This is a genomic window from Pseudomonas sp. XWY-1 (assembly GCF_002953115.1).
GTDB lineage: Bacteria > Pseudomonadota > Gammaproteobacteria > Pseudomonadales > Pseudomonadaceae > Aquipseudomonas > Aquipseudomonas alloputida.
Window position 1 is genome coordinate 2,035,882 of the sequence record NZ_CP026332.1, and the last position, 25,974, is coordinate 2,061,855.

Sequence of the window (25,974 nt, forward strand, 5' to 3'; positions counted from 1 at the left end):
CTGGGCGGCCAGGGCCGCGGCGAAGGCCTGGCGTTTTTCCGGGGCGAGCCTGGCGATACGCTCGGCCAGTTGCTGGGGGTCGAGTTGCATGGCATCAGCTCCTTGGCGCAGCGGCGGATTGGGCACGGGCCTGCAGGGCGGCGCGTTCCTCGGGCGACATCGCCGCCAGCATGCGACGCAGCTCGGCGATCTTCAGCAGCTTGCCTGGCTGGCTTTCCTGGGCGCGCAGGGCATCTGCCAGCGCCGCCACGCTGGGGTGGTCGAACACCAGCGCCGGGGCCACTTCCAGCTGCAGCAGGCTGCGCAGGCGGGTGCACAGCTTGATGACGATCAGCGAATGGCCGCCGAGGTCGAACAGGCTGTCGTCGATGCTCAGGCTTGGCCGTTCGAGCAGCTCCTGGTAGAGGTCGACGAGCAACGCATCGAGGGCGTCGCGCGGTGGCAGCTCGACCCGCTCGCTGGCCTGGCTGTCGGCGCTCGGCAGCGCGGCGAAGTCGACCTTGCCGTTGGCCAGGCGCGGCAGCGCGGCCAGGCACAGCAGTTGGGCCGGCACCAGGAAGTCGGGCAGCCGCCCGCGCAGCTCGCCGAGCAGCGTGGCGCTGTCGCGCTGGCTGACGGCATAGGCCAGCAGCTTGCCGTTGTGGAACTGCACCACGGCCTGGCTGACCCCTTCGAGGGCGGCCAGGGCCGCTTCCAGTTCGCCGGGCTCGACGCGGAAACCGCGGATCTTGATCTGCTTGTCGCTACGCCCGGCCAATTGCAGCTGGCCACTGGCCGACAGGCGCGCCAGGTCGCCACTGCGGTACAGGCGCTGGCCGGGTTGCAGCGGGTCGTCGATGAAGGCGTCGGAGTCGCGGTTCAGGTAGCCGCGGCAGACCTGGGCACCGCCGATGTACAGCTCGGCCAGGGCGCCGAGCGGGGCGGGTTGCAGGCCGGCCGGCGTGGCTTCGAGCAGGCGCACCCAGGTGTTGGCCAGGGCGAGTTCGAGGCCCAGCGGGGCGCGTGGGTTGTAGCCCTGGTCGAGGCTGTAGAGCACGCCCACGGTGGTTTCGGTGGGGCCGTAGTGGTTGTGCACGCGGCTGCCGGGTGCCAATTGCTCGATGCGCTGGCGCAGGCTGCCGGGGCAGGCCTCGCCGCCGAGGATCAGCACCTGGGGCAGGCTGCAGGCCGGCTGGCCTTCGAGCAGCGCCGCCAGGTGCGAAGGCACGATCTTCAGGCAGTCGACTTGCCCGGCTTCGAGGTAGCGGGCGAAGGCGGCGGCATCGCGGCTGGCCTGGTCGTCGGCCAGCACCAGGCAACCACCGGTCCACAGCGCGGCGTAGAGGGTGGTGTTGCCCAGGTCGGCGGCCACCGAGGAAATCAGGGCGAAACGCCGGCACTGCGCCAGGCTGAGCGCTTCGCTGACCGCGGCAGTGTAGTTGAGCAGTTGGCCGTGCTCGATGAGCACGCCCTTGGGCTCGCCGCTGGTGCCGGAGGTGTACAGCAGGTAGGCGGCATCGGCCAGGCTGATGTCAGGCTCGGCCGGTGCGGCGGCCGGGGCTTGGAGCAGCTCGGCCAGGGCACTGCCCTGCGGGCCGCCGATCAGCAGCTGCGGCTGGGCGTCGGCGAGGATCCGCTCGACGCGCGCCTGTGGCCAGGCCGGGTCCAGTGGTACGTAGGCGGCGCCGGCGCGCAGCACGGCGAGCAGGCCGAGCAGCAGCTCGGCCGAGCGTGGCAGCAGCAGCGCGACGTTGGCGCCGCGACCGATGCCGCGCGCCTGCAGCACCCCGGCAAGATGCTCGACCTGCGCATGCAGCTGGGCATAGCTCAAGGTCTGCCCCGCGGCCATCAGCGCCGGGGCGTCGGGCCTGTGCCGCGCCCAGTGGGCCAGGCGCTCGATCAGCGGGCGGCTGCCGAAGTCGCGCTGTGGGCCGCGCAGGCTTTGCTGCAGGCGCTGATGCGCCGCCGGGCTCAGCGGCAGTTCGCCGATGGCGCGCTGGCGCGGCTGTTCGACCAGGGTTTCGAGTAGCTGTGCATACTGCTCCAGCAGGCAGCGCAGGTCGGCCTCGGGGTACTGCCCAGTGGGTGACTGCAGGCTCAGGGGTTGCAGCTGGCCCTGGGCGTCGAGGGTTACCTGCAGCGCCAGTTCGAAGCCCGAATCGGCGCCGGGCAGGGTATCGACCGACCAACGCAGGCCGCCGCTGGCGAACGCCGCGCTGTGGCGCACCAGGTTGAAGCCGACCGTGCGCTGCAGGGTCAGCGTGGTGTCGGCGACGTTCCAGTACTCCTGCTGTTGGACATGGCTTTCGAGCTGTTCGGCCAGGCGTTGCAGCCAGGCGCCGAAGGGCTGGTCGAGCGCAGGCGCCAGGGCCAGGGGCAGGATCTTTTCGTAGACGCCAATGCCGTTGGCCAGGGTTTCATAGTCGAAGCGGCAGTCCTGCTGCCAGCCGGCGATGAACTCGGCGCTACCGCCGATACGCGCCAGCAGCGCCCACCAGGCCGCCTGCAGCAGGGTATCCAGCGCTTGCCCGGTGCTTTCGGCCAGCTGTTCCAGCTGTGCCTGCAGCGTCTCGGGCAGGGCCTGTCGCACGGTGTTGCCAAGGGCCTGCGGCGAGGCCTCGCCGAGGCCGCCCAGGCGTACCGGGGCCAGGTTTTCGAGGCCCAGGCCGGCCCAGTAGGCACGCCCGGCGGGGGCTTCCTCGTCGGCGTCCAGGTCGTTGCGCCACTCGACGTACTGGCTGTACTGGAAGGCCTCCTCCAGTGGGGCATCGGGCTGGGCATACAGCGCGGCCAGTTCGCCGAGCAGGTTCTGCAGGCTCAGCCGGTCGCTGGCGCAGGTGGCGACGTACAGGTCCAGGCGCCACTGCTCGGCACCCAGCTGGCGCAGGATGCCGCGCAGCAGGCGACCTTGGTCGATGGCCAGTGGCTGGGCGGCCAGGGCCTCGGCCTCGGCGTGCTGCCCGGCGTCCAGCAGGTGCCAGTCAAGGGTGCTGGTGACCACGCTCTGGCGCAGGCTGCGGTACAGGGTCGATGGGCGCAGCGCCACGCGCAGGCTGGTGTGGCGCTCGATTACCTGCAGCAAGGCTTCGTGCAGGCGGCCCGGCTGCAGGGGGCCGGCAAGGTTGACGCCCAGCTGCAGGGGCGCGCGGCCGTGCTGCACGGCCAGGGCCTGTTCGGCGCTCAGGGGTAGGTCGTGGCTCAAATCCAGGGTGTGGTTCATTGCGCGGTCTGATCCTGCAGTTCCATTGCGGTATGTCGGGCGGCCAGCTGGGCCGGTTCATGCATGTCGCCCATGGCGACGGCGATCTTGCGCGGGCCTTCGTACGGGTCGCGGGCGTGGGCGGCGATCAGGTTGTCGAGCATCACCACGTCGCCGCGCTGCCAGTCGAAACGCACCGCGCAGGCTTCGTACAGGCGGCCGATCAGGGCCATGCTGGCGTCGTCGATCGGGCTGCCGTCACCGAAGTACACCTGGCGCGGCATACGCTCCTGGCCGACCATGTTCAGCAGGTCTTCGCGTACCTGGGGCTCCAGGCAGAAGGTGTGGTGCAGCTGCAACTGGTTGAAGAAACTGCGCTCGCCGCTCAGCGGGTGGCGGATCACCGCCGGGCACCGGGTGCGGGTTTGCAGTTCGTCGTTGGCCAGCCAGTGGAAGTCGGTGTTGCTGGCCCGGCACAGGGCCTCGACCTGTTCGCGGCTGTCGGTCTTGAAGAACTCGCGCCAATTGACGTCCAGGCGCTCGGTGAAGGTGCGCACGTACAGCAGGCCCTTGCGCTCGAAGGTTTCGGCCAGCTCCGGAGGCAGTTGCCGGTACAGCTCGCGGCAGTCGACGATCGGCGTGGCGCCGCCGACCGGCGACGGCTGCTCGCAGTAGAACCACTGCTTGCGCGGCGAGCGGGGCAGGTGCGAGCTTTCGTTGTGGAACAGGATCATTTCCCGTTCCGGGTAGGGCGTGGAGCGGTAGATGTTGCGCCCGCCTTCCTTCTTGGGCAGGTCGCCGTAGCCGCCGAACAGGCCGGGGTGAATGGCTTCGGCGAAGGCTTCGAAGGCTTTCGGGTCATCCAGGGCGAAACCGCGGAACAGCAGGCCGCCGTGCTGGCACAGCAGGGTGTCGATCAGGTCGCGGGAACCCTGCGCCCAGCCCACCGGGTCCAGGTCCGGGGCCACGGGTTCGATCAGCAGCGGGAACTCGCGGCCGGGTTGCAGCGCCGAGGTGCGGATCAGGGGCCGGGGCGCGGCGGCGCGGGCCGGGAGTTTCTTCAGTTTGTCGAGCTTGCTGGACGATGTGGCTGGTTTTGCCAAGGCCGGTGTCTCCACGGTGGGCAGCGTGACGGTGAAATGGGCAAGGGCGGCGTGGGGCTGCTCGACCACCTGCTGCAGCAGGTTGAGCCAGGCGTCGATCAGTGCGTCGATGCGTTCGCCTTTGAACAGGGCGCGGGCGTAGACCCAGTCGCCGCGCATGACCTCGCCGTGGCGCTCGAGGAACAGCGCCATGTCGAACTTGCTGGTGCGTTCGGCGGCAGGCCGCATGCGCACCTCGAGCCCAGGGATCGAGAAATCGCCTTCAGGGGTGTTCTGCAGCACGAACAGCGCCTGCACCAGTGGGTTGCGGCTACGTTCGCGCGGGACCTGCAGCGCCTCGACGATGCGGTCGAACGGCAGCGCCTGGTGCTCCAGGGCCTGCAGGCAGGTGTCGCGGGTGCGGCCGAGGAACGCGCGCAGGCTTTCGCCGGCCAGCCGGCGCGAGCGCAGCGGCAGGACATTGACGAAGAAGCCGATCAGGCCTTCGAGGTTGGCCTCCTCGCGGCCGGCGACGTCGGTACCCAGCAGCAGGTCGTCGGCACCGGTGACCTCGTGCAGCAGCAGCTCGAAGCTGGCCAGCAGCAGCATGTACAGGCTCACCCCTTCGGCCAGGGCCAGGGCGTCGAGGCGGGCCAGCAGCGCTGCTGGAATTTCCAGCGCCCTGGCGGCGCCACGGGCGTCGGCCTGGGCCGGGCGTGGCCAGTCGCAGGGCAGGGCCAGCACCTGGGGCGCGTCGTGCAACTGGCTCTGCCAGAAGCCGACCTCGCGCTCCAGCGCGGCGCCTTGCAGGCATTGGCGCTGCCAGGCCGCGTAGTCGGCGTACTGCACCGGCAACGCCGGCAACAGTGCCTGGCGCCCTTCGCGCAGGTTGGCGTACAGCTGGCTGAACTCGTTGACCAGCACGCCCACCGACCAGCCGTCGGCGACCATGTGGTGCAGGGCCAGCAACAGCAGGTGCTGTTGCTCACCGAGCTTGAGCACCCGGGCCCTGATCAGCGGGGCCTGGCGCAGGTCGAATGGCAGGCGCAGGTTGTCCAGGCTTTCCTGTTCGGCCACCAGGTGGCGCTGGGCGTCGTCCAGTGCGCTGAGATCGCGCAGGGTGACGTCCAGCTCCAGCTGTTCGGCGATCAGCGTGATCGGCTCGCCGTCGATGTCCTGGTAGCTGCTGCGCAGCACTTCGTGGCGCGCCAGCAGGGCATTGAAGGTGGCCCGCAGCGCGGGCATGTCCAGCGGCCCGTCCAGGGTCAGGCTGGCGGCCATGTTGTAGGCCGCCGATGGGCCGTGCAGGCGATCGACCATCCACAGCCGTTGCTGGCTGAGCGACAGCGGCATGTGCGCCTGGCGCGCTACCGGCAGCAGTTGCGGGCCCGCCGTGGCCTGGGTCGGCTCGGCGGCCAGGGCATCCAGGCGGGCGGCCAGTTGCCACAGCAGCGGCGCCTCGAACACGCTGCGCAGCGGCAGCTCGAGGGCGCAGCGCTGGCGAATCCGGGCAATCAGCCGGGTGGCCAGCAGCGAGTGGCCGCCGGCCTCGAAGAAGTGGCTGTTGCGACCCAGTGGCTGGGCGGGCAGCAGCGTTGCCCACAGCTCGCCCAGCAATTGCTCGTTTTCGCTGGCCAGGGGCTCGACTTCGACCTGTTGCAGCGACGGTGGCGGCAGGGCCTTGCGGTCGACCTTGCCGTTGGCGTTGGTCGGCCAACTGTCCATGGCGACCCACAGCGACGGCACCATGTACGCCGGCAGGCTGTCGCGCACGTGCTCGGCCAGCAGGCTGTCGCTCAGGCCATGGCCGCTGCGTCCCTGCCAGTAGCCCACCAGCATGTCGCTGCCGCCCAGGTGCTGCAGGCTGACCATGGCGCGCAGCACATCCGGGTGGCTCTCCAGGTGCGCCTCGATCTCGCCGGGCTCGATACGGAAGCCCCGCAGCTTGAGCTGGAAGTCCTTGCGGCCGAGGTACTGCAGCACGCCGTCGGTGTCCCAGCGGGCCAGGTCGCCGCTCAGGTACAGGCGGCTGCCCGGCGCGCCGAACGGGTTGGGGATGAAGCTGGCGGCGGTGCGCGCCGGGTCGGCCAGGTAGCCGCGGCTGACACCGATACCGCCGATGGCCAGTTCGCCGACCACGCCGTCGGCCACCGGTTGCAGGTCGTGGCCCAGCACGTACAGCTCGCTATTGGCGGTGGGCCGGCCGATGGCCACGTTGGCGCCTTGGCCAGGGGCCTGGTACAGCGGCTGGAAGGCTACGTCATCGGAGCATTCGGCCGGGCCGTAGGCGTTCATCAACGGGATCTGCGGGTAATGACGGAACCATTCCTGGGCGGTGGCGACCGGCAGCGCCTCGCCGGTGGGCAGTACCCAGCGCAGGTGCGGCAGTGGCAGCGGCTGGCCATCGAGGCTTTCGAGCATCGCCTGCAGCAGCGCCGGCACCGGTTCGAGCAGGCTGACCCGGCGCTCGCGCACCAGCTGCAGCAGTGCCTGCGGGTCGCGGACCAGGTGATCGCCGATGATCTCCACGCAGGCGCCGAACAGCGGTGCGGTGAGGGTCTGCCAGACCGAGATGTCGAAGCAGGCCGGGGCGGTCTGGGCGATCACGTCGTCGGCGTTCAGGCCCAGGGGCCGCAGCTTGGCCAGCATGTTGTTGAGCATGCCGGCGCGGGGCACCATCACGCCTTTGGGTTGGCCGGTGGAACCGGAGGTGAACAGCACGTAGGCGAGCTGGTCACCGCGCGCCGGCGCGTTCGGCAGCATGCCGGTGGCGCTCATCTCCAGCAGGTCGGCAGGCAGTGCGCGGTGGCCCTGGTAGACCGAGGCCAGGGGTTCGGCGTAGGCCTGGCTGCAGACCACCAGCGGCGCGTCCAGGCGCGCCAGTACCTGTTGCCAGCGTGCCGGTGGCTGCGAGGGCTCCAGCGGCAGCCAGGCGCAGCCGGCACGCAGGGTTGCGACCATCAGGCAGAACCATTCGATGCCGCGCTCGGCCAGCAGTGCCACTGGCTGGTCGGGCCGCGCGCCGAGGGCCTGCAGGCCACGGGCCAGGCGTTCGGACTGCTGCCACAGTTGCGCGTAGGTCAGCGACTGCTCGGCACAGCGGGCGACGATGCGCTCGGGGTGGGCGGCGACCTGGGCGGCCACCCGCGCTTCCCAGCTTTGTTCGAGGCTGTAGTCGGCCGGGTTGAGCCCCCAGTCCAGCAGGCGTCGATGCTGTGCCGGGCTGAGCGTGGTGAGCTGCTCGAGGCGGGTGTCCGGCGGGCAGTCCAGCGCCTGCAGCAGGTTCAGCAGGTCAGCGCCCAGGCGCTCCAGCGCGACGGCGGGCAGGCGCTGGGCGTCGGCGCTGAACAGCACTTCCAGGCAACGGCCTGGCAGCACTTCGACGGTCAGGCCGTAGCTGGTCTGCTCGAGGTTGTCGAGGACCTTGAAGGTCAGCTCGCCAGCCTGCAACTGCCGTTCGCTGAGCGCTGGCAGGTTCTGGAACACCAGCAGGGTATCGAACAGCCCGGCACCGCGCGGGTGCTGCTGGAGGATCTGCGCCAGTGGCGTCTGCTCGTGCTCGCGCATGGCCACGCTGACCGCCTGCACCTGTTGCAGGTAGTCGCCCAGGGCCATGTCGGGGGCCGTGCGCAGGCGCAGCGGCAGGGTATTGATGAACACCCCGAGCATTTGCCCGGCATCGGCCAGTGCGTCCGGGCGGCCGCTGCTGGTGACGCCGAACATGACCTCGGTGTGGTTGTTGCCGCGGGCCAGCAGCAGGCCCCAGGCGGCTTGCATCAAGGTGTTGAGGGTGACCCGGCAGGCCTTGCCAAGGTCATTCAGGCGGCGGCTGTGGGCTTCGCTCAGGCGCAAGCTGTGGCTGTGGTAGCGCGGGGTGACGGGCTCGGCCGGGTTCAGGGCCGGCAGGGTGCCGACGCCTTCGAAGTTCGCCAGGTGCTGCTGCCAGTACTGCAGGCTGTGCTCGGCCGGTTGCGCCGCGAGCCAGGCGATATAGTCGCGGTAGGGCGGGCGGGCTGGCACGGCGAGGCCGTTGTAGCGGGCCAGGATTTCCTCCATCAGCATCACCGAGCTCCAGCCGTCGGCAATCAGGTGGTGGCGGCTCCAGATCAGCCAGCTGTGCTGCGCGTCGAGGTGGATCAGCGCCACCCGCTGCAGCGGTGGGCGCTGTGGGTCGAAGCCTTGTGCGCGGTCGGCCTGGCAGTAAGCGTCCAGGGCCTGCTGGCGCTGCGTCGGGTCGAGGGCGCTCCAGTCCAGGCGTTGCACCGGCAGGGTCAGTTCACTGCACACGCCTTGCATCGGTTCGTCCAGGCCTTGCCACAGGATCGCCGTGCGCATCAGCGGGTGCGCGGCGAAGGTGGCGTGCCAGGCGGCCAGGTAGCGCTCGGCGTCCAGTGGGCCTTGCAGCTCGGCCTGCAGCTGGTTCACGTATACCCCGCTGGCGCCTTCGAGCAGGCTGTGGAACAGCAGGCCTTTCTGCAACGGCGAGAGCGGGTAGGCGTCTTCCAGGGCTGTGCCGACCAGCGGCTGCAACGCTTGGCGCTGGTCGGCGCCGAGCGACACCGAGACGCTGGCCGGTGTTGCCGGCCGTGGCGTGACCGGTGCGGCTTGTGCCGGCTGGCGCTGGCTGACCAGCAGGGCCAGGGCGTCGATGCGCGGGTGGGCGAACAGTTCCTTCGGGCTGAATTTCACTCCCAGCTTGCGGGCCTTGGCGATCACCTGCAGGGCGATGATGGAGTCGCCGCCAACGCCGAAGAAGTCATCCTCGCGGCCGATGTCCGGGCGCTCCAGCACCTCGCGCCAGACCGCCAGCAATTGCGCCTCCAGGGCCTTGAGCGGCGAGTCCAGGGTGGCCGCGAGGCGGGCGATGGTGGGGTGGGCGAAGAAATGCTTGGGGGTGAACTTGAGCTGGGCCTTGCGCGCCTTGGCGATCAGTTGCAGCGCCATGATCGAGTCGCCGCCCTGGGCGAAGAAATCGTCATGGATCGACAGTGCCGGCTTGTCCAGAATTTCGCGCCACAGAGTCAACAGCACTGCCTCGACCGGGTCGCGTGGGGCGTCTTGCTGCTGCGCGGCGGGCTGGCCCGGCGTCGGCAGTGGCAGGTTGTGGCGGTCGACCTTGCCGTTGCCCAGGCGGGGCAGGCGGTCGAGTTCCAGGTACAGGCTGGGCACCAGCGGCTCGGGCAGTTGTTCGGCCAGTTGCCGGCGCAGTCGATCATGGTCCAGCCCGGGCTCGGCCACCAGGTAGGCGATCAGCCGGGGTGCTTCGCCTTCGTTGAGGGCACGGGCGAGCACCGCCGCTTCGCGCACCCCCGCACAGGCGCGCAGGCAGGCCTCGACCTCGCCGGGTTCGACGCGGAAACCGCGGATCTTGACCTGGTCGTCCATGCGGCCGAGGAATTCGATGGCGCCGCTGGCCAGCATGCGCACGCGATCGCCGGTGCGGTAGAGGCGCTGGCCCAAGCCTGCGAACGGGTCGGGAATGAACTGGCGGGCCGTCAGGCCCGGTTGGCCCAGGTAGCCGTCGGCCACCCCGGCGCCGCCGATGTACAGTTCGCCGCTGCTGCCCAACGGCAGCAGCGTGAGGTGCTGGTCGAGCACCTGGGCCTGGACGTTGTCCAGCGGCTGGCCGACCGGGGCGAACCCGGACAGGCTCGGGGCGTCGTCCCGCACGGCGTGGGTCAGGCAGCCGACGGTGCTTTCCGTGGGGCCGTAGTGGTTGACGATCCGGCAGCCCGGGGCCAGGGCCTGGATGCGCCTGACCAGGGCCAGGTCCAGGCCTTCGCCGCCGAGTACCAGGCACTGGCGGGGCAGCAGGCGTTGCGGTTCGGCCACGGCGAGCAGGGCGCGGAGGTGCGAGGGCACGATCTTCAGACAGTCGACCGGGTTGCTCGCCAGGAACTGGGCCAGTTCTTCCGGGGCGCTGGCCAGCTCATCGCTGATCAGCTGCAGGGTGCGGCCGCTGAGCAGTGCGCCGAACCAGGCGGTGTAGCCCAGGTCGGCGGCGACGCTGGCCAGCGCGGTCAGGCTGGCGTCTGGGCTCAGGGCCAGTGGCTTGAGCACGGCCTCGGCGTAGTGGATCAGGTTGCCCTGGGTCACCCGCACCGCCTTGGGCGTGCCGGTGGAGCCGGAGGTGTAGATCAGGTAGGCCAGTTGCAGCGGGTGCGCACCCGCGCTTGCGGCGCTGGCGTTGCGGGCCAGGCCATGCAGGGTGTGGGCGGGGTCGATCAGCACGCTGGCGGCGCTGTCTTCGAGCAGTTGCCGTTGCCGTGCGGCGGGCAGGGCAGGGTCCAGGCACAGGTAGGCCGCGCCGAGTTTCCAGCTGGCCAGCATGGCGGTGATCAGTGCGCGGCTGCGGGGCAGGGCGATGGCGATGATCTGCCCGGCGCCGGCGCCGGCTTCACGCAGGCGTGCGGCCAGTGTGCTGGCGGCCTGGTCAAGTTCGGCGTAGCTCAGGCTGCCGTCGGCATCGCGCAGGGCGGTGCGCTGGCCGTGGCTGCGAACCTGGTGGTCGAAGGCGGCCACGGCGGTGTCGAAGGCGGGCGGTTGGCAGGCGCCGGTGCGGCGCGCGCGGTTGGCCGGCGGCGCCGCGGGCAACTGGTGCACGGGGGCGTCCAGGTGCGCCAGGGCGTTGCCGGCGAACCAGGCGAAGTCTTCGGCCAGGCGGGTGATACGTTCGGCATCGAACAGGTCGCTGCGATAGCGCCACTGCGCCAGCAGCTGCACGCCGTCGTCCTGCCAGCGCAGGTTCAGTTCATTAGCGGCGCCACGCTGGGTGAACAGGTGCTCGCGTACGCTGTAGTCGGCGAAGGCGTCGTCACGACGGCTGGGCATGTAGGTCATCATGCACTGGAACAGGGGGCCGCTGGCGACCTCCTGTTGCAGGCGCGCCGCCGGGTAGCGGCGATGGCGCAGGGCTTCGCGCAGTTGCTGGGCGGTGTCGCGCAGGCAATCGACCAGGCTCGGGGCATGGGCGAAACGGGCGCGCAGCGGCAGGCTGTTGAGGGTGAAGCCGATCAGTTCCTTGTAGCGGGCCTTGTGCCGGTCCATGGTCGGGGTGCCGATCAGGAAATCGTCCTGGCCGGTGTAGCGGTGCATGAATACCTGGAACAGGGTCGCCAGCACCACGTACAGGCTGACGCCATGCGCCTCGGCCAGCTGGCGCAGCTGGTCGCTGCGGGCCTGGTCCAGCAGGCATTCGACTTCGCCGCCGGCAAAGCCGGGCGTGCGTGGGCGAGGGCGGTCGGCGGCCAGGGTCAGCGCCGTCGGGTTGCCGGTGAGCTGCTCGCGCCAGTAGGCGGCGGCCGCGCCGAGCTTGTGCTCGGCCTGCAGCTCGCGCTGCTCGTCCAGCCAGTCGAAGTACAACCCGGCCTGGGGCAGCAGCAGCGGCTCGCCGGTGGCTTCGGCATGGTAGGCGGCAAAGGTCAGCTTGAGCATCCATTCGACGCTGAGGAAGTCGCCGCTGATATGGTGGGCGGCCATGCACAGGTACAGGCGGCCCTGGCACCGCAGCAGGCGCAGCCGGCAGATGTCCGCCGCGGCCAGGTCGAACGGCTGGTCGGCGTGTTGTTCGATCCAGTCGGCGACGCCGGTGCTGTCCAGGCTATCGTTGTGCTCGACGTTGGCGTTCACCCGCACCTGCCCGGGGTGGTACATGAACAGAACACCGTTCTGCTCGCGGTAGCCGCAGTGCAGGGTTTCGCAGTGCTCGACCACCCGTGCGAACGCCTGGCACAGGATGGCGGGGTCGAGGTCGGCGCGCAGCTCGCGGGCGGCGACCATGTTGTATGCCGGGCTGGCGGGGTTGAGCTGGTGGTACTGCCACAGCGCCTGCTGGCCGGCGCTGGCGGCGTGCTGCGAAAGGGAGGTCGTCATCCTGGGTCACTCCTGAGCCGGTTCGGCCATGGCCACTATCACTTGGCGTGGCCCTTTGAAGCTGGCACGGCCATGGGCCACCAGCATGTTGTCGAGCATCAGCACATCGCCTTGTTCCCAGGGGAAGCGTACGGTGCACTGTTCCAGTACCCCGCGGATTTCCGCCAGCGCGCTTTCCTCCAACTCGCTGCCATCGCCGTAATAGACATTGCGCGGCAGGTCGAGCGGTTCGTCGACCACGGCCAGCAGGCTTTCACGCACCGCTGGCGGCAGGTTGGAGACGTGGAACAGGTGGGCCTGGTTGAACCATATCCAGTCTTGCGTGACAGGGTGACGAGCGGTGGCCTGGCACACCTGGCGGGTGCGCAGTTCGCCGTCGTCCTTCCATTCGAAGGCGATCTGGTTGGCTCGGCAGTAAGCCTCGGCGACGGCGCGATCCTCGGTGTTGAAAGCCTGTTCCCAGGGCAGGTCGAGGCCGTTGCCGTAGTTGCGCACGTACATCAGGCGCTTGTCGCTGAAACGTTGGCGCAGGGCGGGGTCGAGCTGCTGGAAGATCTGCCGGCTGTCGGCGATCGGCGTTTCGCCGCCCTCGGCACTGGGCTGGACACAGTGGAACCAGATCTTCATCGGCCACTGCAAGGTATAGGACTGCTCGTTGTGCAGCGGGATGATCTGGTGCGCGGGGTATTCGGTCGAGGTATATACCCCCTGTTCGATCGCCTTGCGCGGGGTGGAACCGAATTCGTAGTTGAGCAGCGGGTGGCCGAAGCTGCGCACCAATGCCTGGAACGATTGTTCGCCAAGTACATCGAAACCGCGCAGCAACAGGGCGCCGCATTCATGCAGGCATTCCTCGGCCAGCGCATGCAAGGCCTCGAGGCTCCATGCGCCGGGCTGCTCCGGCTTGACCAGTAGCGGCAGGTTGCGGTCTGGCAAGAGCGCTTGCACAGACAGGCCATTGTTCTGCCCGACACCTCGTCCCATGAGCTCGCTCCTTTGTTCTCTTAGTTGTCACAGCCAAATGCCATAGTGGGTAGACCACCGGGCGCCGACGAAATATATACGAAAGATATGGCAAGTGTGAATGCTATTTATTAGCATTCGCATGTTTCGTGACGCACCTCGACTGGGCCTTAACCGGGCAGCCGGGATCCATGAAAAAACTCTTGTCCAAGGAATCGAAAATGAGTTGGGAAAAGGCTGAAAACGGGTTCGTAGTGGTGGTCAATCATGAGGAGCAATATTCGATCTGGCCGGACTACAAGGCCCTGCCCGAAGGCTGGAGCGCGGTTGGCCAGCAGGGGGACAAGGCCCAGTGCCTGGCCTGGATCGAGCAGCACTGGACGGACATGCGTCCGCTGAGTCTGCGCGTTGCCCTTCAATCCGGCAGCCAGTGCTGATCACGTGCAGACGAGGAGTTCATCCATGGAAGATCTTCAGTTCCCGCTGTTCAGCCTGGCGCATTTTTGCCAGCAACCCGCCCGCGGTTTCGAGGCGGACCCAATGCTCGAGCGGCAGTCTGCCCGCGAGTCGAATGCGCGCTCCTACCCGCGTCGCATTCCGCTGGCGCTCAAGGAGGCGCACGGGCTCTATGTGCTCGACAGCCGTGGGCAATTGTTCATGGACTGCCTGGCGGGCGCGGGAACCCTGGCGCTTGGACACAACCATCCGTGCACCCTGGCGGCGATGCGCGAGACCCTGGACAGCGGTGTGCCGCTGCACACCCTCGACCTGACCACCGCGGTCAAGGACGAGTTTGTCGAGACCCTGTTCAATGCCTTGCCGCCGGCCTTCGCCGCTCAGGCACGCATCCAGTTCTGCGGGCCGACCGGTGCCGACGGCATCGAGGCGGCGATCAAGCTGGCGAAGATCGTTACCGGTCGCAAGGGGATCTTCAGCTTCTCTGGCGGCTACCATGGCATGACCCACGGCGCCCTGAGCCTGATGGGCAACCTGGGGCCCAAGCAACTGCCGGGTTCGCTGATGTCTGATGTGCAGGTGCTGCCTTACCCCTATGACTATCGCTGCCCGTTCAGTATCGGCGGTGAGGCTGGGGTGGACGCCGGCCTCAGCTACATCGAGCAGTTGCTTACCGATCCGGAGTCTGGCGTATCGCTGCCGGCGGCGGTGGTGGTGGAAGTGGTACAGGGCGAGGGCGGCGTCATTCCGGCGCCGACGCGCTGGCTCCAGGGCTTGCGCAAGCTGACCCAGGCGCACGATGTCGCGCTGATCATCGACGAGGTGCAGAGCGGCATCGGGCGCACCGGGCGGATGTTCGCCTTCGAGCACGCCGGCATCGAGCCGGACATCCTGGTGATTTCCAAGGCTGTCGGCGGCGGCCTGCCGTTGGCGGTGGTGGTTTACCGCGACAGCCTCGATGTGTGGAAACCAGGGGCCCACGCCGGCACGTTCCGCGGCAACCAGCTGGCGATGGCCGCCGGTACCGCGACCTTGCGTTACATCCAGGCGCAGGGCCTGGTGGCCAATGCCGAGCGCCTGGGCGAGCATCTGATGGCGCGACTGCGCGAGGTGCAGCGCGACTTTGCCTGCATGGGCGATGTCCGTGGGCGCGGCCTGATGGTCGGTGTGGAGCTTGTTTGCACGGCGCCGGGCCAGGCGCGGGTGCCGGCTGGCGACGGCGCACTGGCCAAGGCCGTGCAACAGCAGTGCCTGCGCGAGGGCGTCATCCTCGAGCTGGGTGGGCGGCATGGCGCGGTGGTCCGGTTCCTGCCGCCATTGACGATCAGTGCCGAGGAAATCGACGTGTTGGTGGAGAAGTTCCAGCACTGTCTTTCTAGCGTTGTGGCCAGCACACACTGAAGTGTGTTTTGTTAACGCTGGAATAGTAGGTATGCAAAGCACGTCCCACATTGAATGGATCATCGAACCGTGAGTGGAAAAATCCGAATTTGTGGGATAGTGCGAGCTCTGATACTGCAGTCCATTTATCAGAGATATTTTTTGAAGGTAGCAGCTGTGATCGCCACCATGCAGCCGAGCAGTGCTGCACAAGGCACTAAGACCCAGATGGGGTTGAGTGTCCAAGGTAGGGAAAGGTAGATCACCCATGGGCTAACCATCAATGGAAGCAATGTCCGCTTCGCTCGGTGGTAGATAAAACTGCTCTCGCGATCGGCGCTGAATTTGCGAAGGTCTCGGCGCATCAAGCCATCGACAGCGCCGGTGATCACGGCGAGCAGGAATAGCGGCGCGGCTAGGGTGAGGACGGCGAGACGCACGACGAAGGTGAATACGGTGAATAGGGCGGCCAATAGGTAGTCCTGCAGCACAACGTACGCTTGAGCAAACTGACCCTGCACCGAGACTTCATGACTTAGGAGTTTCAGTTGAGTGTCTGAATGCGCCCAGCCGGTGCGGACCACGACCCAATCGCTTAAGTGCTGAAGCACTTGAGCGGTGGCTTGCGCGGGTTCCTCCACGAGCAGCGAGTTTTTGAAGTGATCGCTTAGCCATCCCAGCTCACTCAGCCACATGTCATGGCTGTGATGCCAGCCCTGCTCGGGCCAGAACCAGACCATGCCCACGAACTCCAGGACGATAGAGAAGATCAGTGAAGCGAACAGCAAACCGAGCAGTCGTAGGCAAAGCTCAAGCGTGCTGAAGATGAGCCCTGGGCGTCGTTGCGCAGGAGGTTGGCTGGCTGGAGTGGTCGGCATAGGGGGTCTCCGCAGTACTCGCTCGCTTACGACGCGTGCCTGCGCCCTGGTGGAGGGATATCGGGATCGAAATCGGCGGTGGGTGCACCTCCCGCGCTACTCCACCAACTCCCAGCATTGGCGTTGTAGGACTCACGCATGCGCGCGGCCAGGGTCTGCAGATCCGCAGGCATCGCATCGTCGCTGGCCGGTTTCGGTAGTGGCATGCGTACTTTCCACAGTTGCCCGCCTTCCTGGAACGAGAACATCTGGCCCTTGGGCAGGGCGATGAGGTGCGCCGGTTCGATCAGAGGCACGGCGGTAGTGGTGACCCGGTCCTGCGAGGAGGAGGTAAAGTCAGTACGGGCATCCGGATCGGCGGTGTCCGTCGCCCCGGAGACCAGGGTGCGTGTCTGCACGTTGACCTTGGGCAGCTGGTGGGTCAGCAGCTCCGCGGTCGCAGTTTCCCGTACGCGCAGCATCTGCAAGGTGTTGAAGTTGCCGATGACCTGGCCGGCTTTGGCCCGATTGCCGATCCGTGCCTCAATGTCGCTCAAGGTCTGGGTGTAGGCGGTGACCTGAATGCCCGCACCGCCGCCCTTGTTGATCAGTGGAATGAACTCGTCACCCATCAATTCGTTGAATTCGTCGGCGTGCAGGTTGATCGGCACCTTGTCCGTCGCGCTGGAGGAGCCTGGCAGGCCGTGGTCGATACCGTGCTTGTAGATGTGACCAGCGACAGAGACAAGGTCGGCGAACATCGAGTTGCCGACAGCCGCAGCCACTTCTGCATCCGACAAGGCGTCCAGGCCGACGTAGACGATGCCGCGTTTGCGGATGACTTGCAGCCAGTCGAAGATCGGCCGCGGGTCGTCAAGGTTGGAATAGTTCGGAGCCAGCAGCTGCGCCGTCTTGCCGCTGGTGAGTTTTTCCAGCAGTGGTAGCAGCGACGCAACAATCTTGTCGAAGTAAGTACGGTCGTAGCGCACGGCCGAGCGCAGGCCGTCCATGACGGGGTCGAAAATGCGCTTGGCGGTCAGGTACTGCTCGATGGCAACCACGCGCTTTTCCCGGCCAACCATATGCCGCGGAATGTTCTTCTCGTTCAAGCGGCCTTCGATCTGCACGATCGCTTCCCAGGCCAGCGGATCATGGCGGGCGAAGAAGTGCTGGGCGTACTCGATGAACAGCGCGTCGATGTTCACTACGTGCCGTTGTATCTGCAGGTAGTCCGGACGCCGGCCGAGCTCGATCAGCGCCCGGGCAATAATGTTGACGAAACGCCAGGCGAACTCGCGGAAGGCTGCCGAGTTGCCCTCGCCACTCAACTGTCCGGCGATCCGGGTGGCCACCTCCGAAATGCGCCCGAAGCGGCCAATGGCGTTGTAGCGCGCGGAGATTTCCGGCCAGCCCAGGTGGAACACATAGAACTCGTGCTCACGGCCAGCGCGCCGCGCCTCGACGTACATGCGCTTGAGCAGGTCGGCATCGCCCTTGGGGTCGAAAACGATGACCACTTCCCGGCTTGGGCGGTGGATGTCCTGGGTGATGTACACTTCGGCCAGGCGTGTCTTGCCGACCCGTGTGGTGCCCAGCACCAGGGTATGGCCGACCCGTTCGCCGAGCGGCAGGCTGGCTTCCTGTTCCTTCGGTTCGACGCCGTGCAGTAGTGGCGAACCACCTACCGGTGGGAGCGGACGTACCGGGTTGAACGGGCTATCCCAGGCGGTCAGGCGAGGTAGCAGTGACAGCCCCGGTGGAGCCTTCTCCAGCAGCTGTTCCATCCGCCGCGCCCACTGGTGGACCGCCGACTGGTTGACATAGTGGGCCAACGCCGGGTCCTGAGCTTCGAGCAGGCGCTGCGTATGTAGGCGAGTCCAGCGGAAGCCACGGCCCATGAACAAGCGCTTGCTGCTCACCGGAATCTGCCGGCTGGTCAGCGAGTAGCGGGGCAGGCGGCGGATATTGCGCCGGTAGCGCAGGACAATCCGCGCCTCGTTGAGTCGCTTCAGGCCGAACGCAGTGTAGGCCAGTGCCATGCCAGCCCCTACTTCAGGCGAGAGTGCCACGGCCCAAGGCGAGTGCAGGCACAGCGCACCGGCGCCGACGCAGATGCCCACGGTGTACAGTTCCACCGCCGGGCGCAGCAGGGATTCCATCGCGTGCTCGCTCATGAAGTGCCCTCACTGTTCCAGGCCGGTGGGCGTGATCAGCACCGGGTAGTGCTCCAGCTCCAACCGCTCGGCGATGTCGTCACCACTGACTGGCCAGATTTTCAGCCCGGGCGCTGCCGTCTGGATGCGACGCAGCGCCCGCACGTCGTCGACCTCAACCGCCAACCCATTGGCGCTCAATTCTTGTAGCGCCTGGGCGTGCCGCGACAGCCACTCCAGGGAAGTAGTGTCCTGGCCAACCAGGAACAGCGGCGTCATGCCCGGAAGATTCAACGTCCTGGATGGAACGGCGCCTGGCGAGAGGCGAGCGCTGTGCACCGGCAGCACCCAATTCAGCGTGGTGGGGGCGGGCAGACTGCTGGACTCAGCGCTCGCGGCAAACGACAGCCACGGAAAGAGGGCCAGGGCCACCAAGCGCAAGCAGCTCATGGCTGTGTTCGTCTAGGGGCCGTCGCGACGGGCTGGACGCGCTGCCAGTGACGGGTGAACTGACGGCGATAGTGCGCCGCAGGAGGACCACCGGCAGGCCGGTGATAGCGGCCGGCGGCGATAACCCAGTCACCGGTGTCGTCATAGTGCGCGCGCAACAGCTCGGCGGTCACCGCGAGGTTGGCGCGGGGATCGAGGGCATCGCAGGCGCTGGCGTAGCGGTCTGGGTGATACCCCAGGTTGGTCTGTCCCAGCCCTACATCAATGCGCTTGGGATCGTGGCGACTGAGTGCTTCTCTGAGTGCGGCACACGCCTGGTCGCGTCGAGCAAACCGCAGCGGTGACCCCGCGACATTCAGGGTCCACGGCCAGGGCATGAGGTTACCGCGCAGCGGCGTGCCACTTTCCTGCAGGGCAATGGCGAACAGCACCGAGGCGGGGATACCGGCGCGCGCAGCCGCCAATTGATAGGCAGGTGGCGGAAGTGTGCCTGCGTGAACGCTGGCCGCCCCGACCATCGCCAGGGCGAGAATCAGTCGATGCGCTGCCATTTTCCATCCACCTGCTGATAGCGAGCTGGCAGGGGTCGGCTGGCGCCCAGGGCAAACCAGCGACCGCGGTCATGATTCAAGGTGACCTGGCCGGCGCTGACCTGGACGGCGGTGATGCCTGCGCCCTGCGCCCATTGGCGCAGTCGCGCGTCGTTGCCTTGGCTTCCGACCAGGTACACATCCAGTCGCGCACCGGCCTGCAGCCACTGTTGGACGCTAGTCATGCAGGCGGCGCAGTGGTCCTCCACGAACAGCGCCGTGCGGCTGCTGCTCGAGGGGCCGCCATCGTCGCTCATGCCCTGCACGGGCTGCAGACCCGGAAACAGCCGCGCCCAGGCAGCGGTGTAGGCTTTCTGGTAGGCCAGTTCGCGCTCGGCACGCCTGGCTTCCAGACGAACCTGCAGCTCGGCGTAGCGCTGCCGCTCCTGATCCGAGTTGGCCTCGACACCCAGGGTGGTAAGCGGGTCAAGTTGCGGCGACCAGTAATGGCGAGGGCCTGTCTGCAGGCGCTCAAAGGTGGCCCATTCGTCCTCCGTCAGGCCCCAGGCCTTGGCCTGGTCTGCTGCAGGCGGCTGCCGTGCCAGCGGCGACTGCTCGCTAAACTGCACCTGAGTGTCAACATGCTTGGCGACACTCGAGCCCTGATCGGCGAACACGTAAGCCGGCAGTAGGATGAGCGCAACCGCGAAGAACCTATGCACGTTCACCTCCTCATGGGATGGGCAGGGTGCGATCGCCATGGCCCGGGACGTGGAACACGGCCTGGCCCTCGCGAATCGCCCGCAGTTGCCAGCCGTTCAAGCTGTCGCCGGGCTGGAGCAGGTGCACGGTGGATAGTGCGTGGGCGCCGGCAGGCAGGGCGGCCACGAACCGGATGCTGCCGCGCGTCTCAATACCCTGCAGGGTGAAGGGCTGCTGCGGTGCCTTGGCTTTTGATTTTTCGCGGATGGCGGCAGATTGGGATGCGGCGGTAGCTTCTGGCACCTTAGGAGCGGTTGAGAGCTTCTCGAGTGCCACTTCTGCCGCGCCGATGCGATGGTCCAAGGCGCTCAAATCGGCGCTACTCGGCCCTGGCTGTCCCGCTTGCAGGATCTTGATGGAAGCTGTCAGCTCGTCGAGTTGCTGGCCGAGCTTTGCCTGTGCACTGGTGTGCTGGTGCTGGGCGTCTTTCAGGGTCGCGACTTGAGGCGATAGCGTGGACAGCGTGGTGCGCAATTCACCGATGTCGCGACGCAGTGACGGGCCGGGGTCAGCCGGCGCGTTGCGTGCGGCGGTCTGCAGCTCGGCCAGTTGCTGGTGCTGGTTGTACGATTCAGCAGCGAGGACGGCCGCACCCAGGCACAGCGCGCCGATCACCAGGGCCTGAAAATGGTGAACCTTCATGGTGCGGTCTCCAGTGTCGAGAAGGGTGGCTCGGGTGCGGGCATGCGCAGGACGTAGCACACGTTCCGCTCGACCGGATCAATGGCCAGTCGCCAAGCGGGGCCGGCGATGATAGTCAAGGCATCCAGCAGCGAGATCGGCCCGAGGTCGTGATGCACGGCAGGCAAAGGGCGGTGGAACAACCGCGCCACGGCAGGGTTATCGGGACAGAGGGAGTAGCCCGAGTGCTGCAGCACGTGGCGCAGCGCTTCACCGACCGTTGCGTGCAGCACAGGGGCGATCTGGACGTTGATCAGCTGATACAGCGGTTGGCGCTGCTCCAGCGTTGGCCAGGTGCTGGCCAGGGTGTAGCGGTCCTGTCGGACCCAGGCGGGTACCGACGGCGTTGGCTTGGCCAGTGAGGCCGGGGCGGGTGCGGGTGGGGCAGGGACGGGCGCCGGTGGCGGCGTGCTGCAGCCAAGCAACGTGAGCATCAGTCCGAGCGTGAAGAGGGTGGGGGTATGCATGACCAGGTCTCGACAAAAGATGCCGACACCTTGGCGAAAAGCCAGAGCGCGCTCCCACTCAAAAACCGAATTTCGCCGACCGGATTATGCTTGCTCAACCATGAAAAAGGCGCCCGGAGGGCGCCTTGAGGTCAATCTTCGGTGAACAAAGGCAGTTCGGGCAGCGGCCGCGCATCAGGGTCGAAGATCAGGAGGCGGGTGTCGGCCTCTCCGGCCAATAACAGCAGGCGCCGCAACACCGGTGGCACATGATCCGCGCGCAGACGCGCAGTCACTTCCTCAATGCAGCAGTAGCTGCCGCCCGCGGCAATGTTTCTGAGCCAAGGCGTCGAGTACAGCTTGCAGCCCACCGTGTTGTGGCTACTCAACGCAAAGCACTCGAAAAAGCCGGACGGTGAGCGGCACCAGGCGCATACCTGCAGGTACTCGAACTCCTCTGCAGGCAGGTGCGCACTGCTAATCTCCCAACTGCGGCTGTAGTGCCCGGTGGCAAAGGACAGCTGCTCGATCAAGTGCTGTGCAGCTTCCTCGCTGGGGAGATCGCTGACGTGTTGCCGGCGGCCTTGATGCAGGCCTGTGACCTGATAGAGCACCTGGCTGACGGTGCCATCGGCAGGGCACGGCATACGGACAAACTCGGGCACGCTTTCGCCGTCGGTAATCACCGCGAAGTTATCATCGAACAGGCACGGCTGGAAATTGATGCCGTCATCCGGCAGGTCATGCAGCGCAGGGTGAAGGGAGCGGTAGCAGGGCGGGCAATCGTCGGCGTAGCTGATTTGCACCACGCGTTCGTAGCTCAGGTCCTGGAAGCCGCGGAGGAAGGGATAGCGAAGAGGAGTGGACATGATGGCGCTCCAAAATGCGAAGGTCACCCCGTACAGGCGGTGACTCTTCAAGTTGTGGGGATGGTCAGATCCAGCCGTAATCGGCCAGCGATAGCGGCGTGCCTTCGCCCACGATGATGTGGTCCAGCACACGTACCTCAACCAGGGCCAAGGCCTCGATCAGGCGGTTGGTGAGCACTCGATCGGCGCCGCTTGGTTCCGAGCAGCCGGAGGGATGGTTGTGGCTGAAGATCACCGCAGCAGCGTTGTGCTCGAGTGCTTTGACGACGACCTGGCGCGGGTACACGGAGGCACCGTCGATGCTGCCAGTGAACAGGATGTCGAAGCTGAGCACGCGGTGCTGTGAGTCCAGGCAGAGCAGCGCAAACACCTCGTGGTGATAGGGTGCAAGCTGCAATTTCAGATAGGACGCTGCATCGCACGGTGAGATCAGTTGCTCGCCACGCTGAAAGTAACGTTGATCCAGCAACTCCAGCGCTTCGGTCAGCAGCGCATCTTCGCGAGCACGCTGGGCCAATGCAGAGTCGAGACGCTCGACCCGGTTTTGGGCAATGTTCATGGGCAATTCCTCGTGGGAGACGGAGCGCCCCCTGGGGGAGTGCCCCAGGCAAATGAGAGAGATGAGTCACAGACGTGTAAAACGATGACGGGCACCGTGCAGCGGGTTATGGCAGCCCTCGCACGGGTGGGTGGAAAAGGCCTGAATGCCTGCGCCAGTGTGCGGATCGAAATCGGCGCTTAGGGGCAGCAAGGCCTGCAGTTCGTTGCGCATAAGAGTGATGCGTTGTTCTACTTCAGCCTCGCTGTAGTAGAGCGACAGCGCGCTGAAGTCGTCGTAGGCAACCGCCTGCAGGCAGTCCTCACAGAGCCAGAAGCTTTCCATGGCGACCTCGGACGTGAATGAGCAACAGGCGCTCTTGGGAGCGCCAGTTGCTGGTGGTCAAACTGCCTCAGGCAGACTGATGGGCTGTGGTGGGTTTGCGCACGGCGGTCGGAGTTGGCTGACCTTGATCGGAGTCACCGTCAGTGTCTGCCTTATCTCCATCCGTCTCCGCGTGCTCAGTTCCCCCAGCAGCGGCGACAGCGTCGGAGCGGGCGGGCGCACGGTAGCTGAACTGGCCATCGACCTTGATCCACTCGATAAAGATCAGGCGGCCTTTGAGGCTGGCGCCGGGTTGCCCCTTGCGTTCGCCTTTCTCGTACAGGAACGGATCGACCCAAAGATCGCCGATGCGAAACGCGATGAGCACCTTGCGTTCCGCGCGGACGTCTTCCAGATGCTCACGGATCAGCCGGTCGGCTTCGCCGCTGGCGACCTTGCAGTCGAAACGGGTGTACTCGACATCGTCCGAGGCACCGTGCAAGGCCGCGATGTCACACGCCATGAACGCTTGGCCGCGGCGAACCGGGACTTCGCGAACACGGTTCAGGTAACCGATGCCTTGGGTGTGCAGGTTGAAGTAGGTGGTGGGGGCGTTATTGCTTGCAGTAGTCATGGTGGAGCTCCTGTTCAGCAGAAACGCGGAAATCCACCGGCCCTGGCGGCTGGTGAGTTCCGCAAGGGAGAGGTGCAAAAACGTGATCGGTGTAGAGGGCGCTCATCATCGATGGGTCGATGACCGTGCGAGCTGCCGAGCGCGAGTCGCACTTGGGGAGAACCACCCGAAGCGGGCGCAGCCTTGAAGGTCCTGGCTGCCTGGGTGCTGTCAACGACAGCGGCGTGCAACTCATCTATAAATCGCTGCCAAAGGCGCGTCAACCGAGGATTGCAGGCGGTCTGAGCGAGCGGAAGTGGGTGGTTCTCAGTGGATTGATGACGGCGAAAAAATAGCCCGACGGTCATCAGGCTAAGAAGAGTTGGACCACCTTTGACCCGGCGATGTGGCACCGGAGTTCGTCGCTAAATCTCCGCTGCCGATCCACCTGGATCAACCGACCCTTGTCGTGGCCTGGGTCGGAATCAACTGGCACGCATCCGCGCACAAAAGGTGCCCAGTATTTCGCCGGCGGGCACCGGGGCTGAGCATCGTCGCCGAAGCGGATGACCCGTGCAGCCTAGTGCAAAGCTGCACGGGTCATCCGCCGAGAGGACTTGGAACGCTGAGAAGGCATCCGAAGAAGCGGTGAGGGTGGCTCCGAACTCAATGAGTCTGACCGAACTGCCCGGAGCTAATCGGTCTAGGGTCGCCAAGCGGCGAGGGACCTGATCACTACACCAGCGCTGCGGGGTGCCGTCAAGTCATGCGTTCTTCGCCCGTTTCGATTTCGCCACCGGTTTGGTGCCTTTGCAATCCGGGTAGCGGATGCAGGACCAGAAGCTGCCGCTACGGCCTTTGCGCTGGCGCATGGTGCTGCGGCATACCGGACAGAAAGGCCCCTTGCTGGGCGGCGTGCGCAGGGTGAGCGAGGCGTTACTGCGCACCAATCGGGTCAGCCACTCGGCCTGTTTGGCGAGAAAGCTCTCGACGCTCAACTGGCCCGATTCGATGCGGTCCAGCGCCTGTTCCCACAGTGCCGTCAGCACCGGGTCGGCCACTTCCGGTGGCACCGCTTCGATCAAGGTGTGGGCCGCGGTAGAGGCGGCCAGGCTGCGTTTCTTCTTGGTCAGGTAACCGTGGTCGATCAGGCCCTGGATGATCGCCGCGCGGGTGGCTTCGGTACCGAGGCCGCAACTGTCCCTGAGTTTCTGCTTGAGCCGTGGGTCGTTCACCTGGTTGGCGATAGTCTTCATCGCCTTGACCAGCGTACCTTCGGTGTAGGCTTTCGGCGGCTGCGTGCGCTGGGCAATGGCAGCGGCGTCCGTCAGCGCCACCGAAGCGGATTCGCGGAGTGTGGGCAGGCGCTGCATCTGTTCGCCGGGTTCATTGCCGTGGGTTTCGTTGATCACCGCTTTCCAGCCGCGGGCCAGGATCTGCTTGCCGCGCGCGAGTAGTGGGTCGGCTTGGCACTGCAGCAGCACTTGGGTCTTCAGGTACTCATGCTCAGGGAGAAACTGGGCGAGGTAACGGGCGCGGATCAATGCATAGACCGCCCGTTCAGGTTCGGAAAGCTGCGTGAGGTCGAGCGTGATCGCGGTAGGAATGAGGCCGTGGTGCGCGGTGATCTTGCTGCTGTTCCAGGCGCGGGAGCGACGGCAGGGGTCGATCTCCTTAATCGCCTGCCCCAGTGAAGGGCTGGCGGCGACCAGGGCATGGAGTATGCGCGGCACGTCATCGAGCATGGTCTCGGGCAGATAGCCGCAATCGGTTCGCGGGTAGGTCGTGGCTTTGTGGGTTTCGTACAGGCCCTGGGCGATCCCCAGCGTTTCCTGGGCACCGAGCCCGAGTTTGGCCGAGCAGACCTCCTGCAGCGTGCCCAGGTCAAACGGCAATGGCGGGCCTTCGCGGACCTGCTCAACCTCGATGGTCTGAACCCGGGCCGTCTTCTGTTGACTCAGGCGAAATGCGGTTTGCTTCGCAGCCGTTTCATCGATGCAGCGGCCGGCTTCGTCGCAGACCGTTGCCGGCGGTTGCCAGCAAGCTTTGTAAGTGACGCCGTCAGCTTCCAGCTGGGCGTCAACTCTCCAGAAGGGCTGCGGCACAAAGCTGGCGATTGCCCGGTCGCGCTCGACCACCAAACGCAAGGTCGGGGTCTGCACGCGACCCACCGGCAACAGCCCATCAAAGCCGGCACGACGGCCGAGCAGGGTGAACAGTCGGCTCAGGTTGATGCCTACCAGCCAGTCCGCGCGGGAACGGGCCAGCGCACAATGATACAGCGGCAAGGTCTGTTCACCCGGACGCAAGCTGGCCAGCGCCCGGCGGATCGACGCCTCATCCAGGGCGGACAGCCACAGGCGCAGGATCGACCCCTGGTACTCACAGCGCTCGAGAATCTCTCGGGCGATCATCTCACCCTCGCGATCCGCATCGGTGGCGATGACCACTTCGGCGCACGTGCGCAGCAGCTGGCTGATCACCTTCAACTGGCTGGCGACCTTTGGTTTGGCCACCAGCTGCCAGCGGGAGGGAATGATCGGCAGATCGTCCAAAGACCAGCGTTTGTAATCGCCATAGGCTTCAGGTGGGGCGGTTTCCAGCAGGTGGCCAACACACCAGGTGACGGTGACATGCTGGCCCTGCAGGCAGCCATCGCCCCGCCGGTTCGCCTGTAGCACCCGGGCGATGTCGCGTGCTTGGGATGGTTTCTCGCAAATGAACAGGCGCATACGCGGACCCTCTCGGTGGCTACCGACAGGGTGGGGGGATGGGAGGGGAACGCTAGGATAAATCCGAAGTTGGCCAGATCAGTTCGCC

Annotated in this window: 17 protein-coding genes; 2 read left to right on the forward strand and 15 right to left on the reverse strand. The window is 66.4% G+C overall.

The annotated features are described in order from the left end of the window. Window positions 1–94: 94 nt before the first annotated feature. From PRJ_RS09525 to PRJ_RS09535, 3 genes are read right to left on the reverse strand one after another with little or no spacing between them, the layout of a single operon-like run. Window positions 95–3,199 (reverse strand): non-ribosomal peptide synthetase, encoded by a 3,105-nt coding sequence (locus PRJ_RS09525; RefSeq protein WP_104961200.1) that lies wholly within the window; start codon window positions 3,197–3,199, stop codon window positions 95–97. After that, window positions 3,196–12,132 (reverse strand): non-ribosomal peptide synthetase, encoded by an 8,937-nt coding sequence (locus PRJ_RS09530; protein ID WP_104961201.1) that lies wholly within the window; start codon window positions 12,130–12,132, stop codon window positions 3,196–3,198. The genes PRJ_RS09525 and PRJ_RS09530 overlap by 4 nt, the downstream gene beginning before the upstream one ends. A 6-nt stretch (window positions 12,133–12,138) precedes the next feature. Beyond that, on the reverse strand, window positions 12,139–13,116 hold the full coding sequence (locus PRJ_RS09535) for a TauD/TfdA family dioxygenase (RefSeq protein WP_104961202.1): 978 nt from the start codon (window positions 13,114–13,116) through the stop codon (window positions 12,139–12,141). A 200-nt stretch (window positions 13,117–13,316) separates the two neighbouring features. Between PRJ_RS09535 and PRJ_RS09540 the strand changes: the two genes are divergently transcribed. Both PRJ_RS09540 and PRJ_RS09545 read left to right on the forward strand, forming a co-directional pair. Continuing rightward, on the forward strand, window positions 13,317–13,532 hold the full coding sequence (locus PRJ_RS09540; protein ID WP_104961203.1) for an MbtH family NRPS accessory protein: 216 nt from the start codon (window positions 13,317–13,319) through the stop codon (window positions 13,530–13,532). Window positions 13,533–13,557: 25 nt separating this feature from the next. After that, window positions 13,558–14,952: a diaminobutyrate--2-oxoglutarate transaminase gene (locus PRJ_RS09545; RefSeq protein ID WP_104961204.1), complete on the forward strand. Its 1,395-nt coding sequence runs from the start codon at window positions 13,558–13,560 to the stop codon at window positions 14,950–14,952. 128 nt (window positions 14,953–15,080) lie between these two features. On the opposite strand, the gene PRJ_RS09550 is transcribed toward PRJ_RS09545, so the two are convergent. From PRJ_RS09550 to PRJ_RS09605, 12 genes are all read right to left on the reverse strand, one after another. After that, window positions 15,081–15,809 carry a TIGR03747 family integrating conjugative element membrane protein gene (locus PRJ_RS09550; protein ID WP_104961205.1) on the reverse strand — a complete coding sequence of 243 codons (729 nt, stop codon included), beginning with the start codon at window positions 15,807–15,809 and terminating at the stop codon, window positions 15,081–15,083. A 26-nt stretch (window positions 15,810–15,835) separates the two neighbouring features. Next, a complete protein-coding gene (gene traD / locus PRJ_RS09555) occupies window positions 15,836–17,962 on the reverse strand; it encodes a type IV conjugative transfer system coupling protein TraD (RefSeq protein ID WP_104961206.1) in 2,127 nt (708 codons plus the stop codon). 9 nt (window positions 17,963–17,971) lie between these two features. Then, on the reverse strand, window positions 17,972–18,391 hold the full coding sequence (locus tag PRJ_RS09560; RefSeq protein ID WP_104961207.1) for an integrating conjugative element protein: 420 nt from the start codon (window positions 18,389–18,391) through the stop codon (window positions 17,972–17,974). Beyond that, a complete protein-coding gene (locus tag PRJ_RS09565; protein ID WP_104961208.1) occupies window positions 18,388–18,942 on the reverse strand; it encodes a transglycosylase in 555 nt (184 codons plus the stop codon). Before PRJ_RS09565 ends, PRJ_RS09560 begins: the two co-directional genes overlap by 4 nt. Continuing rightward, window positions 18,924–19,610, reverse strand: coding sequence for a TIGR03759 family integrating conjugative element protein (locus PRJ_RS09570; protein WP_371928149.1), 687 nt, complete (start codon window positions 19,608–19,610; stop codon window positions 18,924–18,926). Before PRJ_RS09570 ends, PRJ_RS09565 begins: the two co-directional genes overlap by 19 nt. Before the next feature lie 43 nt (window positions 19,611–19,653). Beyond that, window positions 19,654–20,325 (reverse strand): hypothetical protein, encoded by a 672-nt coding sequence (locus PRJ_RS09575; protein WP_104961210.1) that lies wholly within the window; start codon window positions 20,323–20,325, stop codon window positions 19,654–19,656. Then, window positions 20,322–20,831: a PilL N-terminal domain-containing protein gene (locus tag PRJ_RS09580; protein ID WP_104961211.1), complete on the reverse strand. Its 510-nt coding sequence runs from the start codon at window positions 20,829–20,831 to the stop codon at window positions 20,322–20,324. The genes PRJ_RS09575 and PRJ_RS09580 overlap by 4 nt, the downstream gene beginning before the upstream one ends. Before the next feature lie 131 nt (window positions 20,832–20,962). Further along, window positions 20,963–21,679, reverse strand: coding sequence for a hypothetical protein (locus PRJ_RS09585; protein WP_104961212.1), 717 nt, complete (start codon window positions 21,677–21,679; stop codon window positions 20,963–20,965). Between the two features lie 64 nt (window positions 21,680–21,743). Next, complete coding sequence (locus PRJ_RS09590; protein ID WP_104961213.1) at window positions 21,744–22,238, reverse strand: JAB domain-containing protein; 495 nt, start codon at window positions 22,236–22,238, stop codon at window positions 21,744–21,746. 66 nt (window positions 22,239–22,304) lie between these two features. Then, window positions 22,305–22,562 carry a hypothetical protein gene (locus PRJ_RS09595; RefSeq protein WP_104961214.1) on the reverse strand — a complete coding sequence of 86 codons (258 nt, stop codon included), beginning with the start codon at window positions 22,560–22,562 and terminating at the stop codon, window positions 22,305–22,307. Window positions 22,563–22,629: 67 nt separating this feature from the next. Beyond that, the gene (locus tag PRJ_RS09600) at window positions 22,630–23,175 is read right to left on the reverse strand and encodes an STY4534 family ICE replication protein (protein WP_104961215.1); all 546 of its coding nucleotides are present in this window, start codon (window positions 23,173–23,175) and stop codon (window positions 22,630–22,632) included. Window positions 23,176–23,918: 743 nt separating this feature from the next. Continuing rightward, window positions 23,919–25,886: a DNA topoisomerase III gene (locus PRJ_RS09605; RefSeq protein ID WP_104961216.1), complete on the reverse strand. Its 1,968-nt coding sequence runs from the start codon at window positions 25,884–25,886 to the stop codon at window positions 23,919–23,921. Window positions 25,887–25,974: the final 88 nt, after the last annotated feature.

Excerpts from the sequence above, each read along its gene's own strand:
- PRJ_RS09530 (WP_104961201.1), bottom strand. The coding sequence starts at position 12,132 with ATGACGACCTCCCTTTCGCAGCACGCCGCCAGCGCCGGCCAGCAGGCG.
- PRJ_RS09550 (WP_104961205.1), bottom strand. The coding sequence starts at position 15,809 with ATGCCGACCACTCCAGCCAGCCAACCTCCTGCGCAACGACGCCCAGGG.
- PRJ_RS09540 (WP_104961203.1), top strand. The coding sequence starts at position 13,317 with ATGAGTTGGGAAAAGGCTGAAAACGGGTTCGTAGTGGTGGTCAATCAT.
- PRJ_RS09575 (WP_104961210.1), bottom strand. The coding sequence starts at position 20,325 with ATGAAGGTTCACCATTTTCAGGCCCTGGTGATCGGCGCGCTGTGCCTG.
- PRJ_RS09600 (WP_104961215.1), bottom strand. The coding sequence starts at position 23,175 with ATGACTACTGCAAGCAATAACGCCCCCACCACCTACTTCAACCTGCAC.
- PRJ_RS09585 (WP_104961212.1), bottom strand. The coding sequence starts at position 21,679 with ATGTCCACTCCTCTTCGCTATCCCTTCCTCCGCGGCTTCCAGGACCTG.
- PRJ_RS09595 (WP_104961214.1), bottom strand. The coding sequence starts at position 22,562 with ATGGAAAGCTTCTGGCTCTGTGAGGACTGCCTGCAGGCGGTTGCCTAC.
- PRJ_RS09525 (WP_104961200.1), bottom strand. The coding sequence starts at position 3,199 with ATGAACCACACCCTGGATTTGAGCCACGACCTACCCCTGAGCGCCGAA.
- PRJ_RS09590 (WP_104961213.1), bottom strand. The coding sequence starts at position 22,238 with ATGAACATTGCCCAAAACCGGGTCGAGCGTCTCGACTCTGCATTGGCC.
- traD (WP_104961206.1), bottom strand. The coding sequence starts at position 17,962 with ATGAGCGAGCACGCGATGGAATCCCTGCTGCGCCCGGCGGTGGAACTG.
- PRJ_RS09580 (WP_104961211.1), bottom strand. The coding sequence starts at position 20,831 with ATGCATACCCCCACCCTCTTCACGCTCGGACTGATGCTCACGTTGCTT.
- PRJ_RS09535 (WP_104961202.1), bottom strand. The coding sequence starts at position 13,116 with ATGGGACGAGGTGTCGGGCAGAACAATGGCCTGTCTGTGCAAGCGCTC.
- PRJ_RS09605 (WP_104961216.1), bottom strand. The coding sequence starts at position 25,886 with ATGCGCCTGTTCATTTGCGAGAAACCATCCCAAGCACGCGACATCGCC.
- PRJ_RS09545 (WP_104961204.1), top strand. The coding sequence starts at position 13,558 with ATGGAAGATCTTCAGTTCCCGCTGTTCAGCCTGGCGCATTTTTGCCAG.
- PRJ_RS09560 (WP_104961207.1), bottom strand. The coding sequence starts at position 18,391 with ATGAGCTGCTTGCGCTTGGTGGCCCTGGCCCTCTTTCCGTGGCTGTCG.
- PRJ_RS09565 (WP_104961208.1), bottom strand. The coding sequence starts at position 18,942 with ATGGCAGCGCATCGACTGATTCTCGCCCTGGCGATGGTCGGGGCGGCC.